Here is a 15,913-nt window from a genome sequence, read left to right as displayed (position 1 = left end):
GCCAGACGAGTTGCTCTCACACTGTCTGACGGCGATTTGCCGGTACCGGAAGGTCGGTCAGAGACCGACGGTCTGACCTCCGTCGATCACCATTGCATGACCTGTCGCGAAACTTCCGAGGTCTGACGAGAGCCACAGAACCGCAGACGCGATCTCGGCGGCGGTTCCCATGCGTCCGACGGGTTCCTGGCCGATCACACGAGCCCTGCCTTCCGGAGTGCCGCCCGAAAACCTGTCCATCATGGGCGTCTCGATGATTCCGGGACAGACCGCATTGACTCGAATGCCCTGGTCGGCGTAGTCGAGCGCGGCAGACTTGGTCAGTCCGATCAATCCGTGCTTCGCAGCGACGTATGCCGCCTGCCCTCGAATCCCGATGACACCTGCTCCCGACGACGTGTTGACGATGGATCCGCCACCGTTTTTGAGCATCGCGGGAATCTGGTACTTCATGCAGAGGAAAGCGCTTCGCAGATCGATGTCGATCAGCCGTGTCCACTCGTCTTCCTCGATGTCGACCAGTGGTGCGGCCGGCTGTTCGATGCCGGCATTGTTGAACGCGATGTCGAGCCGACCGAATTCCTCGACGGTCCGCTCGATTGCGTTACGAATGTCGCTGGAGGACGAAACGTCGCAGCGTATCGCTACCGCTCGACCGCCGTGTTCGGCTGCGAGCCTGGCGCTTTCGTCGTTTCCGACGGCATCTATGTCAGCCAGAACCACGTCCGCACCTTCGCTCGCGAAGGCCAAGGCGGTTGCGCGGCCGATTCCGCTGCCAGCTCCGGTCACGAATACAGCTTTTCCGGCGAATCTGCGTTCAGTCATTTTCGGGTAATCGCATTCTGCTAGGTGAGTGAGAGAGGTCTGCTCTGCGTCCGGTTACGAACCGGCTGCCGACGCGGTGCCGCGAGCTCGCATCTCGATTTCCACTTCTTCGAGGGTTCGGCCTTTGGTCTCGGGGATGAACCGAAACGCGAACAGTGCGGCAAGAACGTTCAACACCATGAATCCGCCGAACACCACCACGGACCCGAACCGCTCCGCGAGGATCGGGAAAAGGAACGAAATGAGTGAGTTCGCAATCCAGAGCCCACCGAGCGAGGCACCCATAGCAAACCCACGGATAGGCAGGGGGAATAGTTCCGACAGCACCAGGAAGCCCGTCGTTCCGAGGAAGGTCACCATGAAGCCCGTGACCGAGAGCATGAACAGCAGGATCAGGTACGAACGGACGGTGGACTCGGGCATCATGTACGTGACCAGGAGCCCGAAGTGTGACACAGCGACACCGATGAAGCCGAACATCATCATCTTGCGTCGTCCCATGAGGCCGAGGATCCACATTCCGATGATCGTGAAGATGATCATCGCAATACCTACCGTGACGGATGCGAGCAGAGCGGCGGATCTGGTCAGGCCGGACGTTTCCAGGACTGTCGGTGCGTAATACATGACCACATTGATTCCTGTGGTCTGCTGAGCAACCGCCAGAATGATGCCGACCATGATCAAGCGCTTCATCCACGGTTCGTTGCGAAGCACGGCGAGGACGGATACTTTTCCCTTGATCTGATCGTCTTCGACGATCGAAGAAATCTGCTCGTACTCGGCTTCGACCCGTTCCGCCACATGGGCACGTCGGAGCACGTTTTTCGCTTCGTCCCACCTCTGCTTGCTCGCGTACCAACGCGGGGTGTCGGGTAACGCGAGCATGCCGAAGAACAGGGCGACGGCAGGGATCGCAGCGATGCCGATCATGTAGCGCCACACCACCGAGCTGTCGACAAGGTTTGCCAGCAGCGCGTTGAGTACGAAGGCAAGGAACAGTCCGACGGTGATCATCAACTGATTCATCGTGACGATGCGGCCCCGCTGCGACGCCGGTGCCATCTCGGCGAGATAAAGCGGCACGACGACGGATGCGACTCCGACCGCGTAACCCAAGGCAATTCGTCCTGCGACCAGAATTGCGACTGTCGGAGCGAGAGCACAGACGATGGTGCTGACAATGAATATGAAGCCAGCGATGACCAATGACTTTCTGCGTCCCAAGCGATCCGCGATCGGGCCACCCAGGAGTGCACCTGCTGTCGCGCCGGGGAACAGTAGCGAGGTGACCACCAACCCTTCGCTGACGGCGGTGAGATTGAAGTCGTCGCGCAGATACACGAGTGCACCCGCGATCACGCCGGTGTCGAGCCCGAAGAGCAACCCGCCGATACTGGCGATCAGCGTCAGACGGAACAGAAACGTTCTGGGGTCTTCGCGACTACCTTGGTCGGTCGAGACCCGCGTGGAGTCCAACTTGTCGGACACAGAAATTCTCCTTCTTGATGAACGGGCTGTGCCGCGGAAGTTCGCATGTCTCGGTCGATGTCCGGTCTTGCGGTCGGTCTTCGGCAACAGTGTGGGTGCATCCGTGGTTGGCACGGCAGCGGCAGGTTCTATGGTGTGGAAGGCGCGGCGTGGGCCACGGGGCGGGCGGTAGTGTCCGCGCTGCCTGGTGGTCTACGCATCGATGGAGTGCCGCATCGTGCAGTTGCTGCCCGAAGTGACGGCACTCACATAATTGAAGATATCCTGCCATATGGGAAATAGTCAACAGTTTGGTAAGAACTGTCGCGCGCTGTCGCCGTGCGATTCTTGAAGGAGCAGGATCCAGGGTGTAGGACATCGGCCCAGGATGCGACTGCTTCGGTAATGTTGACGGACAACAGATTCCGGTTCAGCGGCCGATGCGGCGAGGGAACCGGAATCTTCGGTCGGCGGGAGTCAGCGAGTCGCGCTGATGTGCACGGCGGAGACCACGCAGAATTCGTTGGTCCGGTTTCGCCACGCGTGCTTGGTTCCACGCTGAATGATGGTGTCGCCCGGCCGCATGATCGTCTCGCCGGTGTCGAGTAAGACACATGCCTCACCCGAGATGACGGTGACGATGTCGATGGTGTCCGTCGTGTGCATACCCGGGGGATCTGTCGAGTCGATCGCATCTCCTGCGCCCGATTCCGCCAGGATTCGCGCGTAGCCGCCTTCGTAGTCCCACTCGTTGTCTGGGGCGAAAGCGGTGATGACGTAGTTGTATCCGGCCGGCGGGGGCGGAATCACGGCGGCACTTGGAGGGCCGTTCGGAGCCGTGACCGGAGTCGGAACCTCGGTTCCCTGCCATAGGTGGTTCCGGGTGTAGCCGTCGGCTACCAGTCGGTCGGTCGTAGGACCATCACTCGTGATAGTTGACAGGCCTTCGTCGTCAAGGCCTGTGACGATCAGGCGAGACTGAAACTCGCGGTGCTCTCCGGTCATCAGTGACCCTTCCTTGCGTTGTCGAATGTCGCCGACTCGCGCAGCAGTGCTTCGTCTACAGGTGCATTGTCCACATAGATTCTCTGGTCCACGAACTTCCCGTCGACAATGGTGATCCTCGAGGCGGCCTTGATCTCGACGACCTCGCCGCCGCGCAGGGTCCAACGACCGAGAGACTCGAAGAAGACGACACCGCCGTCCTCTTCCCAAGCGTTGACGAGATCGTGTGCGAGTGATTCGACCCTGTCCAGCGCGGCGCTGAAGGCCAAGACGACGTTCTCCCGCCCGACAATCTCTGGGCTGTTCCCGAACGTCAGAGTCATGTTCTCTGCGTAGTACTTTGCGAATTGTCGAGGATCGTTTTTCTGCATGGCCGTGTAGTACTCGGTGAGCAGAACGATCGTGTCGGATGTTGCGCGCATGGGTGCGATCTCCGTAATTGACAGTGGTAGGTGACGTCCAACGGTTCAAGCCGGGTCGCGGTAGAGGCCAGAAGCACGAGCTCGTTGAGTGACCAGTTCGATCACGAAAGACAACGTCGGTGTCGGTACGTGAGCCAGTGCGGCCAGCTCGAGAGGGACTCGAAACAGGGCGTCGATCTCCATGGGTCGGCCGGCCTGCAGATCCTGGACAACGCTCTGAAGATGAGTCGACGCCGATTGCTTACGTAGAACTTCCTCCGCATCGGCCGGTTCGCATCCCAGCGCTCGGGCGATGGCGCTGTTTTCCGTCGCCATCGTCAACGCGGTCGCGGCGATAGAGGGTTTGTCGAGGACATCCTTCATCACGGAGCTACTCAGTACGCCTAGCGCGCCACCGACCAGATTCATCGACAGTTTGGCCCAGACGGCGTCGCGGATCGTCGATGTAGTGGTCGCTTCGAGCCCGCTCGAGTCGAAGAGCGACGCAATGGCATTCACGCGACTGTCGACTCGACCATCGGGCCTGCCGAGTATCAGCCTGTTGCGTGGATTGACCGCAGCGATTTCGCCTGGTGCAACGACGGTTCCCGCCGTGTACGCCACGGCACCCACTGTGCGATCGGGACCGATGAGCGAGAACAGGGAGCCATCGGGATCCAGTCGTCGTAGGTCGGTGCCGTCCAGAGGTCCACCGTGGGAGTGGAAGTACCACCAGGGAATTCCGTTGGAGACGAACACGACGAGGCTGTCGTCGTGCAGCAGCGACGCGATGTCTGCGGCGATGGACGGAAGCGTAGGGGCCTTGACCGTGACGAACACGATGTCCTGCGGCTCGAGATCGCCCGGGCGCTCGGTCGCGAACGGATGCGAGTGCAGTTCACTGTCGTGGGTCTGCACCCGAAGGCCGTGTTCGCGCACAGCTGCGAGATGGGGGCCTCGCGCGATAACCGAGACCTCGGGTCCGCCCTTGCCTGCGGCAAGACGGCCCGCGAGGTGTCCCCCGACGGCTCCGGCTCCGTAAATGCATACTTTCATGGGCATGTAGCTGCTTTCTCGCGTCAGGAGAACTGCTGACGCTTCTGTGCGGCGGCACCGGCGAGGAACGAAATGTCGTTGCCGGTCGAGACATATCCGGCACCCATCTCCAAGTACTGACGAATCAGGTCCGGACGACCGCCCATACCACCGATTCCCACAGTCTTTCCGCCGGCCTTGCATGCAGCGATGACGCGCAGGTACGCCTGGTGAATCTTCGGATGATCCACCTGCCCAGCGACACCCAGTTCGACGCTCAGATCGTTGGCGCCAACGAGCACCACATCGACTCCCTCGACGGCCGCGATGTCCTCGGCCGCGTCGAGACCCGCCTGAGATTCGATCATGACGATGACCATCGACGCCTGGTCCAACTCGCGCACGACTTGTTCAGCGGGAAATGTTCGATAATGCAGTTGGGGGGCTGCCCCGGCAAGCGAGCGCTCACCGAGCGGCGCGTGCTTGACGGCTCGAACAGCGGCCCGCGCTTCGTCGGCAGACGCAACACCCGGAACGACGATTCCCATTGCGCCGGAGTCCATCACGCGTGCGATGAGCGCCGGATCGAGGTCAGGAACGCGGACCAGAGGGGTGACACCGAGATGATTGCACGCCATACATATCTGGCCTGCATCCTGAAGTGAGAAACTGCTGTGTTCGAGGTCGATGTAGACGGTGTCGAAACCCGCGGTATATGCGATCGACGCGATATCGATTGTCCGGACGAGGCGTACGGTCATCGAGTAGACGGGTTCGCCTCTGGAGAGCTTCTCTTTGGCGAAATTGTGCAGTAGAACTGGGTTTTCGTCGCTCATGTACTGTGGTCTCCTGTTTGATCTGTGTGTGTTCAGCCGAACAAGGCGGGCAAGTCGCTCGCTTCGTCGTCGAACCCGTAGACAGACTTGACTTCCAAATATTCCTCGAGGCCGAGCCTGCCCATCGAGCGACCGATTCCGGATTGCTTGTAGCCACCCATCGGTGTGTGGGAGTCCGTTGCTGCGCCGTTGACACTGATGCGTCCGGCGCGAATGCGGTTCGCCACCTTCTTGGCGTTCACGAGGTCGCCCCCGAACACGTAGCCACCGAGGCCGTAGGGGGAGTCGTTGGCAATGTTCACTGCTTCGTCCTGGTCGCGGTAGGGAAGCACGACCAGAACGGGTCCGAATACCTCCTCGCGGGCGATCGTCATCTTCGGTGTGACTCCGGTGAACACCGTCGGTTGCACGAAGTAGCCGCGGTCGATGCCCTTCGGTCGGTCGACGCCGCCCGTTTCCAGCACGGCGCCCTCGTCGATGGCGGTCCGGATCAGATCCTGGATGGATGCGAACTGGGCAGCGCTGACGACCGGTCCCATGGTGGTCGAACTGTCCAGTGGGTCACCGATGCGGAAGCGTTCCGCCTCGTCGAGGAGGAACGGGATGACTTTCTCGATCTGGCTCTCGTGCACCAGCATTCGGCTGGGGGCGTGGCACGACTGGCCGGTGTTGACGAAGCATCGCTGGATGTTCCATCGTGCGGCCTTCTCGAGGTCGGCGTCCGGAAGGACGATGTTCGCAGACTTGCCGCCCAGTTCGAGGCATACCCGCTTCACAGTGCTTGTCGCCGCTGCAGCTCCCACGAGCTTGCCGGCACCGGTGGATCCGGTGAACGAGATCATGTCGACGTCGGGGTGATGGGACAGCCGGTCACCTACTTCGCGACCGGTACCACTCACCAGGTTGAACACGCCGGCGGGGACACCGGCTTCGTGGAGCACCTCGGCCAAAAGTACGCCGCTGGCAGCGGATTCGACGCTCGGTTTGGCGACGACGGTACACCCGGCCGCCAAGGCGTAGATGATTTTGATGACGCCCGTCTGAACCGGCCAGTTCCACGGCGAGACCAACGCGCACACGCCGATCGGTTCGCGACGAACGATCGCTGTGCCGACCCTCGACTCGAACGGATAGCCGCGCAGGATGTCGCGGGCAACCTTCATATGATCGGCCGGTCCTGCGACCTGTGCACGGTTCGAGACCGGAATGCCGACCTCCTGTGCGATGAGCTCCGAGAATTCGTCGAGGCGCGACTCGTACACCTCGATTATGCGGTCGATCAACGCGATTCGACTCTCGACAGAGGTCTCGGAGAAGGTAACGAATGCGCGCCTCGCGGCCTCGACCGCGAGGTCAGCGTCTGCAACGCCACCGAGTGCGACGGTGGCGAACGGTTCCTCGCGCGTGGGGTCGATCAGTTCGAGCTGTCTGGGTGCGATGGGCTCGACCCATCGACCGTCGATGTACAGGTGCGGGTACTGCCTCATGGTCGAGCCTTCCTCGGGGTAGATGTCACGTCGGGTGGCCTAGCTGCTGTGTGTGTAGCCCCCATCGCACGCAATCGTCTGCCCTGTCACGAATGCGGACGCAGGTGTAGCCAGGAAGAACATGATTCCGACGAGATCGGTCGGCACCATTCCGCGTGGAATGCACTGAAGCGACTGGGCGCGCTGGCGCACCTCGGCCGTGGGGTTGATGACTCGCTCGACCTCGGTGGCGACCGACCCGGGACGAATACAGTTGACGGTGATTCCGTGGGGACCGAGCTCGCGCGCCAACGAGTTGGTCATACCGATCAGTGCGGACTTCGAAGTCACGTAGTGCAGGTAGTTCACCGTGCCGCGGGTCACCGCATCGGAGGAGATGTTGACGATGCGACCGAAGCCCGCCTTGCGCATGTGAGCCGCCACTGCCCGGACGCAGAGGTAGGTCCCGGTGATATTGACCCGCAATACTTGTTCCCACTGTGCGACGGGAATTTCGTCGAAGGGTCCCTTTTCGATGGTCGCGAACACGGATGCGTTGTTGATGAGTACGTCGACACGGCCCCACTTCGCGACGACGGTATCCACCATGGCACCGACGGCCTGCTCGTCGGCGACATCGACCCGCACGGCCAACGCGACTCCGCCTGCGTTCTCGATCTCGCCGACGACAGACTTCGCCCTGGCTTCGTCGAGATCTGCAACGACGGCCAGAGCCCCGGCTGCAGCGAACTGTCGTGCGATCTCACGTCCGATGCCTTGTCCCGCACCGGTCACGATGACCACCCGATCTTCCACGCTGAAGTCGCGCGCCGAAGCGGGAACTCCCGAATCCTGTGGGGCGTGTGTGAGCGCTGTCGTCATGTCGTTCCTTGTCGAAGTCGCGGTGTGTTGTGTCTCGGTGACTGCGGGATTGTGACCCGCATCTATCTATTATTGGACAATATCCCGAACTGTGGGATATTGTCAACGGAGTTCGGATCGAACATCCACGTGGTGAAGGAGCAGAACATGCGAGTGAGTAGGGCATCGGAGACCGGTGAGGAAGCCGTCGGCACAATGCGTGAGGGAAAGCTCGAACAGAAGCATCTACTGTTCGGTGTGGACGGCTCGCCCAACAACTACGACCTGAACACCGGCTACACCGGTAGCGGTGGGTGGAGAACCCCGCGTCACCGGCACGACTTCGATCAGGTCCGTTACGTCGTCGAGGGTCGGCTGCCGTACTCGGAGACCGACTACCTGGAACAGGGTTGGGTCGGCTACTTCCCGGAGAGTGTCCATTACGGACCGCAGGAACGTGAAGAAGGTTTGCGCACACTGGTTCTGCAGGCAGGTGGAGCCAGCGGCAACGGCTATCTCTCTGTGGCGCAGCGTGAGGCGACCAACGCCGAGCTGAACGAAAAGGGTGTTTTCAAGAAGGGGCTCTACCACTACACCGATGAGAATGGCGTGGAGCAGACCTCGGACGGTTCGCAGGCGATCTTCGAACACGCCACCGGCCGCAAGCTCGAGTTTGCTCCTCCGCGATACACCGACGTAATCGCCATGAACCCAGAGGCGTACGACTGGATCCAGCAGGGTGACTCGGGCGTGTGGGACAAGTGGCTCGGTAACTTCACCGAACGCAACCTCCGCCTCGGGTTCGTCCGCCTGGACGCAGGGGCGACCTACGGGGCCGGACAATTCTCGTCGATCGAGATTCTCTTCCAGCTCGACGGCAACGTGCTTGTCGGCGGCGAAAAGTACGGTGCCGAAACAGGTTACGAGTTCCTGGCCAACGAGGGGCCCGTGACCATCGAAGCTGTCGAGCCCACAGAATTCTTCCGCGCGGTACTGCATACCTTCTGAGCCTGCTTGCGCCGCATGCTCGCGAGTTGGACGGCCGGCGACGGGACGACATTCCATCACCGGAAAGTAGGCTGAGAACACCATGACTACCCAACTCGGCGACTCTCGTTCGTCCCAACGAGCAAGGGCGGCTATCGCCGCAGTCCCCACCGGTGTATTCATCGGTGGGGAATGGGGAGAAGCGGCATCCGGTGACCGTTTCGAGGTCATCAATCCGGCAAATGAGCACGTCATAGCGACGGTAGCGGACGGAGGGCCGGGGGACGCGCGTCGTGCCATCGAGGCCGCGGGCCGCGTCCAGAAGGAGTGGACCAGGACCTCTCCCCGCGAGCGGAGCGAGCTCCTGCGCCGGGCGTACGAACTGATGCTGCTCGAGCAGGAGGACCTCGCACACATCATCACCAGCGAGATGGGCAAGCCCATCGAGCAGGCGAGAGACGAGGTCGCCTACGCAGCCGAGTTCTTCCGGTGGTTCTCGGAGGAAGCCGTTCGCATCGGCGGCGACGTCACAACGACGGGTGACGGAAAGAATCGCATCATCGTCTCTCGTGAACCTGTCGGACCATGCGTTCTCATCACGCCGTGGAACTTCCCCCTTGCGATGGCTACGCGCAAGATCGGGCCGGCCATCGCGGCAGGATGCACCGTGGTGTTCAAACCCGCGAATCTTGCACCGCTCGCGTCCCTCGCACTAGTGGACATTCTTGTTCGGGTCGGCCTGCCCAAGGGCGTCGTCAACGTCGTGTGCACGACCGATGCTTCGGCTGTCGTGTCGCCGTGGATGGCCAGTGGAATTGCCCGCAAGATCAGCTTCACAGGCTCGACGGCGGTCGGTGTCAGGCTTCTCGAGCAGGCGTCCCAGCACGTCATGCGGTCGTCGATGGAGCTCGGCGGCAACGCTCCGCTGATCGTGTTCGAGGATGCGAACCTGGATCGAGCCGTGGAAGGCGCGTTCGCGGCCAAGATGCGGAACATGGGCGAGGCGTGCACGGCGGCCAATCGCATTCTCGTGCAACGATCGGTCGCAGATGAGTTCGCCAGGCGGCTGGCAGCGCGGTTGGGCGCGCTCACGCTCGGGGACGGCGTCGACGCGGGTACGGAAGTCGGCCCTCTCATCGATGCGAAAGCCCTGGCGAAAGTCGAGGATCTCGTCGGCGATGCCGTCCGCGGAGGAGCCGAGGTGATCTGTGGCGGTACGAGGCCGGACCGTCCTGGCTACTTCTACTTGCCGACTGTTCTCGCCGACGTGCCTGCCGACGCGGACCTCATGTCCGAAGAAATCTTCGGGCCCGTGGCTGCCATAGTTCCGTTCGACTCGGAGGACGAAGCCGTGCGTCTCGCCAACGACACCCCGTGGGGTCTCGCTGCGTACCTGTTCACCCAGGATGTCGATCGAAGCTTCCGGGTCGGGGATGCCCTCGAGGTCGGCATGGTAGGTCTGAACACGGGCATCGTGTCCAATCCTGCTGCGCCGTTCGGCGGCGTCAAGGCGTCCGGTTTGGGGCGCGAGGGTGGACGGGTAGGGATCGACGAGTTCCTCGAGTACAAATACATGGCGATACCGCGCGCCTGAACGGCACCGGAATCCGTCCGGCACGCAGAACCTGCAGTGCCGACTTCACGGAGACGACGGCACCGACCGTCGGCGCAAGCACCTTTCGGGCTTGCACCGACGGCCGGCACATAGTCGGATTGGGACTCAGACGAATGTCGCGGTATCGATGACGAATCGGTAGCGAACGTCGGAGGCGAGCACTCGTTCCCACGCGTCGTTGATCTTGTCCGCGGAGATGACTTCGATGTCGGCTCCGAGATGATGCTCGGCGCAGAAGTCGAGCATTTCCTGAGTTTCGGCGATCGATCCGATGGCCGATCCTGCAAACGTTCTGCGGTGGGGGATGAGCGAGAAGACCTGCAACGGAAGGGGTTCTGCAGGAGCACCCACATTGACCATCGCGCCGTCGACGGCGAGCAGGGACAGGTGTGCGTTCAGATCGATCGAGGCGCTGACGGTGTTGATGATCAGATCGAACGTGGACGCGAGCTTGTCGAATGTGTCCGGGTCGCTGGTTGCGTAGTAGTGGTCGGCTCCCAGTCGAAGTCCGTCCTCCTGCTTCTTCAGCGACTGCGACAGAACCGTCACCTCGGCACCCATCGCGTGGGCAATCTTGACGGCCATGTGGCCCAACCCGCCCATGCCGACCACCGCGACCTTCTTGCCGGGACCTGCTCCCCAGTGGCGGAGCGGCGAATAGGTGGTGATCCCGGCGCACAGCAGAGGCGCGGCGGCGTCGAGGGCGATGCCCGCGGGAATCTTGACGACGAAATGTTCGGTGACGACAACCTGCTGGGAGTAGCCACCCTGGGTCGTCGTGCCGTCGCGGTCGGTGCCGCCGTAGGTCTGAATATTGCCGACGAGGCAGTACTGTTCCAACCCTTTGACGCATTGGGCGCATTCGCCACACGAGTTGACCATGCACCCGACTCCAACGCGATCGCCGACGGCGTGCGTGGTGACCTCGGATCCGACTTCGGCCACCGTTCCTGCGATCTCGTGACCGACGACCAGCGGGTACGGCACCGGGCCCCATTCGCCTCGCGCGGTGTGAATATCGGAGTGGCAGATGCCGGCGAACTCGATGTCGATAAGGACGTCGTGCGGTCCGAGATCGCGGCGCTCGATCGTGATGGGGGACAGGGGCTGGTCGGTTGCGGTGGCGGCGTAGGCCTTCACGGAAGTAGTCATGTGATCAGCGAACACCGTGGACGGCGATCGAGGGAGTCTCTGAGAAAGGGTGTACCGGCAAGGTGCCCTTCGTCGACGCTCGACCGCCGGCTCCGGGCTCAGTCGAGAGGCGCGACGAAGATCCGGAATTCCTTACGCTCGGTGTGGATCTCCCACAGAGACTGTGCGAGGGCATCCGGCTCGTGCGAGGGCTCACCTGCACCAATTCCCCGCGGGATGATCAGCTGACCGACGTGCAGACCCTCGGGTGCGAGGGCATCGTGCAACAGTTGCGCGTAGGCGCTTTCCCCGGCGAACGCGATCGAGGTGCCCGCGACGGAGGCTCCGGGGCGAACAGCGCTCGACCCGTTCACGAACAGCACCGTGCCGCGCCCGAGGGTGCGCATTCCGGGCAGCACGTGTGTCACGGCCGTGACAGGACCGTAGATCGAGAACTCCACCGGACCGGCCAGATCCTCGGCGCTGGTTTCCAAGACGGGCTTCATGAACTCCTTGGCCGGCACGGGGCTGTATTGCAGTACCTCGATCGGGCCCAAATGCTCGACTGCTGAATCCAGTGCTGCCGTAAGCGATTCAGCATCCCGTACATCGGCGGCGAAGCCACGGGCGGTGATCCCTTCGTCGACAAGTCGGGCGGCGATGCGGTCGACGTTGTCCTGGTTCCTGGAAATCAGCGCTACTGCGAGTCCTTCGCGTCCGAAGCGGCGAGCCACGGCGGAGCCGAGACCTTCACCCGCACCGATGATTGCGATCGTGGTCATTTGTCTTAACTCCTCGTGTTGGGTTGTGAGTACCGATTCCTGTCCTTCCCACACTGTCGTGTCGACGGCCGAGTGGCAAGTTCGATGCCGGCGGTGACCTGGTCTTTCGTCCACTGAGTGGTTCCCTGTCAGTACACCCCACAGCAGGGACTCCCGCCGTCACCGTTCCCGCTGTTTACTCGACCCCGTGCCCCTACGACAAACGCCTTCCATGAGGACTTCTCGTGCAGAGCGCTGAGGTGCCGCGCCAGCGGTTCGCTCGGGCCGGGTCTCGAATTGCAGTCGGCCGTGCTGCTGTGACTGCAGTCGTCGTCCTCTCATTGTCTGTATCGGCGCCGATGCACTGCACTGCAACCGACCTGGTTACTGCTCCGAGCGCTGTCGAGAGTGCGGGACCATCTGCCGCGACGGCCACCGAAGTGTCAGGATTCGACGCGGCTCGCCTCGAAGTGCGAATGCGCACGGCTACCGAGGTCGGGGCGCTGAACGGTGCGCGAGTGTCTATCGCTTTCATGGACCGTGTCAGCAGGAGCCGGGCCACCAACGGCAACGAGGAGCCCATCGAAACCGCATCGGTGTCGAAGCTCTTCATCGCGGACGATCTGCTGTTCCGTGACGATCGAGGTGAGGTCGATCTGAGCGGAAGTGACATGGCGCAAATCGACGCCATGTTGCGCTCCTCGGACGACTCCGCGGCCGAGCAACTCTGGAACCGGTTCGGGCGCAACGACATCGTCGAGCGCGTGGCTGCTCGTTATGGGTTGCCCTTCACATCGGTGCGGCCGGGCGACGAATGGTGGCGGACTCGAACCACGATGAACGATGTGGTCACCTTCTACTCCGCACTGATCGACGGTGCTGGTGGTCTTTCGCCCTCTCGGTCGGTTGCGATTCTCTCGAACTTGGAGAACTTTACGCGTTTGGGTGCGGACGGCTACTACCAGCGTTTCGGACTTCCCGACGCGTTGCCAGATGAGAGCGAGCTCGGGGTCAAGCAGGGGTGGATGTGCTGCGTGGGCAGTGACTGGATCCATCTGTCGACCGGGTTCGTCGGTCCAGACCATCGCTACGTCGTCGCAATCGCCTCTCGTGAGTCCGCGAACACGTTCGGCGGAGGTTCGGTCGGTGCGGACCATGCTCGCCGGACCATGACCGCGACGGCGTCCGCGCTGTTTCCCTCGGGCCGAATCGATCTGCGCTGAAACCCCCAAGGTCACACCCTGAGTTCAACTCCGCGTGGTCTCGTCGTTTTCGAGTAGTTCTCGGCTTTGGGAGCGGACGATCACTGCGTTCAGGACTTCTCCGCAGCGAGGGCAAGAGGACCGGCAGTCCCGGACATCGGGCGAGTTCAAACATTGGCCCCACGATTCGAGGACCAGCAACTCGAACGCCGGGTCCATTCCTTTGGTGATCCGAGCCGATCCGCCCGGGTAGGTACACCGACCTACGTCTTCTCGTCGGTGAGCCTGCGCAAGCGACGGGCCTGCACGTCTTTCGGTGCTTCTGTGTCGGCGACCATCGGTGAACCGTGGATTGGAATCGAGGGGTACGTCGGCTCCTGCCGATGTCGCATTTCGCTGCCGATAGGCGCGCTGAAGATCGGGGTGAAGTGAACAGTGCAATGGTCGCGCCTCGGCCGTGGGCGGCGGGCATGCAACGCTCTCGAGCGCTCTGGACACGACGTCGGGTGTGGTTCGACACCACGCCCGACGTCGCTGAACAATTGGGATCGTCGACGGTGTGCTCACCGTTCCAAACGACCGTGGCACCGCGATGCGTTGACGACGGGATCGGTCAGCACACCGACACCTCGTCACGGGTCACCGACTGCTTCGATGCAGACGCACCATGGATACCCCGACGTGCCCGGTCCATGATCACGAGTGTCGCCAGCGGAGCGAGGAGTAGCACCGCGAACAGTGCACCTACGACAGGAATCGCGGCGGGTCCGTATCCGCTGATCGCCTGTGCGGTTACCCATGTGCCGACCGCGGTTCCGAGGTTGAACATCGATGTGCACAGTGAGGTGGCCAGAGTCGGCGCGCCCTCTGCGAATCGGACCGCCATCGACATGAGCACGGGGTTCGTGCCCAGACCGGCCATCCCGGCTAGTGCGAGAAGGGCGATCGATGGCGCAGCGAACGACGAGAAGACGCTCAGCAACCCGAGTGCGATCACGACTATGACGCCACCGGTTAGCGCGGTTGCATAGGGCGCGCGGTCTGCGAACCGACCGCTGTAGAGCGTGCCGGTGACGGCACCCACGCCGAAGACGGCGAGACCCACGGGAAGAAGTCCGGCGGACAGGCCGGAGCGTTCTGTGAGTAGGGGCGCGATGAACGAGTAGGTGGACATGACGGCAGTCGAGATCAGCACGCATGCTGTCATGACCACCCAGAGTCGCGCGGTGGCGATCGATGCGAGTTGTGACCGCAGAGGGATGACCGTCGACGACGAACGACCACCGGGAACGAAGCGGGCAATCGGCACTGATGCGAGGACGGCAAGTACCGCGAGGATCCAGAACGGACCGCGCCAACCCACCAGCTGGCCGGCGACAGAGCCAAGGGGCACGCCGATCACCGTCGCGAGAATGCCGCCACTGAGGACCAGGCCGATGGCGCGCGCACTGGCGTCCGGACCCGCAACGCGGGACGCGACAGATGCAGCGATCGACCAGAATGCGCCCGTTGCGAGCGCGGTCACGAAGCGGGCCACGAGGACGATGGAGAGGTCGTCTGTGAGTGCAACCACGATGTGTCCGGCGGAGTAGACGGCGAGCGCGAGCAGAAGAGTCGTCCGTTCGGGCATCTTGAGTACCGCCACCGCGATCAACGGGGTGGCGATCATGCCAATCGCGAACGCAGTGACCAGCAGTCCGGCTTCGGAGATGCCGATTGCGAGGTCGGAGGCGATATCGGGCAGGAGTCCGGCAACGACGAATTCCGACGTGCCCATGAGGAACGTACCCATTGCGAGGACGTAGACGAGGAACGGCAAGGACTTTCGTTTATTGGTGGAAATAGACACAGCTGAATTCTCTCGGATGGGGTCGTATAGGTGTCGAGTTCGGACCAGGCGCGGGCGAGATCTGCGTCGGGTCCTGGGGTGGCGATACCGACTTGCCCCCTAGGACAGGAATGCCTTGACCTGGTCCGTCTTCGACACTATTTGCTACGAAGCATCCGTGGAAGGCACGGACAGGGAACCCCATCAGGATCGATCGGGAAATGGAGTATGGCACGGTTGTGGCAGAAATGCCCGAAATTCGAGTACGCCTCATGCGTTCGCGATCGTGGGCGTGCCAAAGCTATTCGCACTAAAGGGTTTTGACCGAACGAGGGTGGTATTCTCGACGATCTATCGCTCATTGGCGGGAGTAGGGTCTGCCAAAATCGTTGTGCGGCTGCTCGCTCGAATGAAGCTTAAGTGACGCAGATCTCGATGTCAGGATTCAGTGACATCGATTGCATTCGGGAACAACTTAGGTGAGCCGCGA

At 62.0% G+C, this 15,913-nt stretch carries 14 protein-coding genes; 3 read left to right on the top strand and 11 right to left on the bottom strand.

The features are described from left to right. Positions 1 to 57: 57 nt before the first annotated feature. The 8 genes from CH302_RS29075 to CH302_RS29040 all read right to left on the bottom strand — a co-directional run bounded on the left by CH302_RS29075 (position 58) and on the right by CH302_RS29040 (position 7,920). Positions 58 to 825: a glucose 1-dehydrogenase gene (locus CH302_RS29075; protein WP_037189109.1), complete on the bottom strand. Its 768-nt coding sequence runs from the start codon at positions 823 to 825 to the stop codon at positions 58 to 60. Positions 826 to 879: 54 nt separating this feature from the next. After that, complete coding sequence (locus CH302_RS29070; RefSeq protein ID WP_230596198.1) at positions 880 to 2,316, bottom strand: sugar porter family MFS transporter; 1,437 nt, start codon at positions 2,314 to 2,316, stop codon at positions 880 to 882. 456 nt (positions 2,317 to 2,772) lie between these two features. Next, entirely contained in the window at positions 2,773 to 3,105 is a 333-nt protein-coding gene (locus tag CH302_RS29740) for a cupin domain-containing protein (RefSeq protein WP_141216753.1), read from the bottom strand. A 194-nt stretch (positions 3,106 to 3,299) separates the two neighbouring features. After that, complete coding sequence (locus CH302_RS29060; protein ID WP_037189110.1) at positions 3,300 to 3,722, bottom strand: nuclear transport factor 2 family protein; 423 nt, start codon at positions 3,720 to 3,722, stop codon at positions 3,300 to 3,302. A 45-nt stretch (positions 3,723 to 3,767) separates the two neighbouring features. After that, positions 3,768 to 4,757, bottom strand: a complete 990-nt coding sequence (locus tag CH302_RS29055) for a ketopantoate reductase family protein (protein WP_037189111.1) — start codon at positions 4,755 to 4,757, stop codon at positions 3,768 to 3,770. Positions 4,758 to 4,780: 23 nt separating this feature from the next. Then, positions 4,781 to 5,572 (bottom strand): HpcH/HpaI aldolase family protein, encoded by a 792-nt coding sequence (locus tag CH302_RS29050; protein WP_037189112.1) that lies wholly within the window; start codon positions 5,570 to 5,572, stop codon positions 4,781 to 4,783. 32 nt (positions 5,573 to 5,604) lie between these two features. Next, positions 5,605 to 7,059 carry an aldehyde dehydrogenase family protein gene (locus CH302_RS29045; RefSeq protein ID WP_037189113.1) on the bottom strand — a complete coding sequence of 485 codons (1,455 nt, stop codon included), beginning with the start codon at positions 7,057 to 7,059 and terminating at the stop codon, positions 5,605 to 5,607. A 39-nt stretch (positions 7,060 to 7,098) separates the two neighbouring features. Then, complete coding sequence (locus tag CH302_RS29040) at positions 7,099 to 7,920, bottom strand: SDR family NAD(P)-dependent oxidoreductase (RefSeq protein WP_037189114.1); 822 nt, start codon at positions 7,918 to 7,920, stop codon at positions 7,099 to 7,101. A 147-nt stretch (positions 7,921 to 8,067) separates the two neighbouring features. On the opposite strand from CH302_RS29040, the gene CH302_RS29035 reads away from it, so the two are divergent. Both CH302_RS29035 and CH302_RS29030 read left to right on the top strand, forming a co-directional pair. Beyond that, entirely contained in the window at positions 8,068 to 8,907 is an 840-nt protein-coding gene (locus CH302_RS29035) for a hypothetical protein (RefSeq protein WP_037189180.1), read from the top strand. 82 nt (positions 8,908 to 8,989) lie between these two features. Continuing rightward, positions 8,990 to 10,480 (top strand): NAD-dependent succinate-semialdehyde dehydrogenase, encoded by a 1,491-nt coding sequence (locus CH302_RS29030; protein WP_037189115.1) that lies wholly within the window; start codon positions 8,990 to 8,992, stop codon positions 10,478 to 10,480. A gap of 126 nt (positions 10,481 to 10,606) precedes the next feature. Here the strand turns inward: CH302_RS29030 and CH302_RS29025 are convergent, their stop codons facing one another. Next, positions 10,607 to 11,653: an NAD(P)-dependent alcohol dehydrogenase gene (locus tag CH302_RS29025; protein WP_037189181.1), complete on the bottom strand. Its 1,047-nt coding sequence runs from the start codon at positions 11,651 to 11,653 to the stop codon at positions 10,607 to 10,609. Positions 11,654 to 11,751: 98 nt separating this feature from the next. Then, a complete protein-coding gene (locus CH302_RS29020; RefSeq protein ID WP_037189116.1) occupies positions 11,752 to 12,414 on the bottom strand; it encodes an SDR family NAD(P)-dependent oxidoreductase in 663 nt (220 codons plus the stop codon). Between the two features lie 497 nt (positions 12,415 to 12,911). Here CH302_RS29020 and CH302_RS29015 point away from each other — a divergent pair, with 497 nt between their 5' ends. Then, positions 12,912 to 13,616 (top strand): serine hydrolase, encoded by a 705-nt coding sequence (locus CH302_RS29015; protein WP_176460809.1) that lies wholly within the window; start codon positions 12,912 to 12,914, stop codon positions 13,614 to 13,616. 592 nt (positions 13,617 to 14,208) lie between these two features. Here CH302_RS29015 and CH302_RS29010 read toward each other — a convergent pair. Beyond that, the gene (locus CH302_RS29010) at positions 14,209 to 15,444 is read right to left on the bottom strand and encodes an MFS transporter (protein ID WP_230596199.1); all 1,236 of its coding nucleotides are present in this window, start codon (positions 15,442 to 15,444) and stop codon (positions 14,209 to 14,211) included. Positions 15,445 to 15,913 lie beyond the last annotated feature (469 nt).

Source organism: Rhodococcus sp. 15-2388-1-1a (assembly GCF_002259145.1).
Lineage (GTDB): Bacteria > Actinomycetota > Actinomycetes > Mycobacteriales > Mycobacteriaceae > Rhodococcoides.
This window is presented reverse-complemented; position numbering and strand designations above follow the sequence as displayed.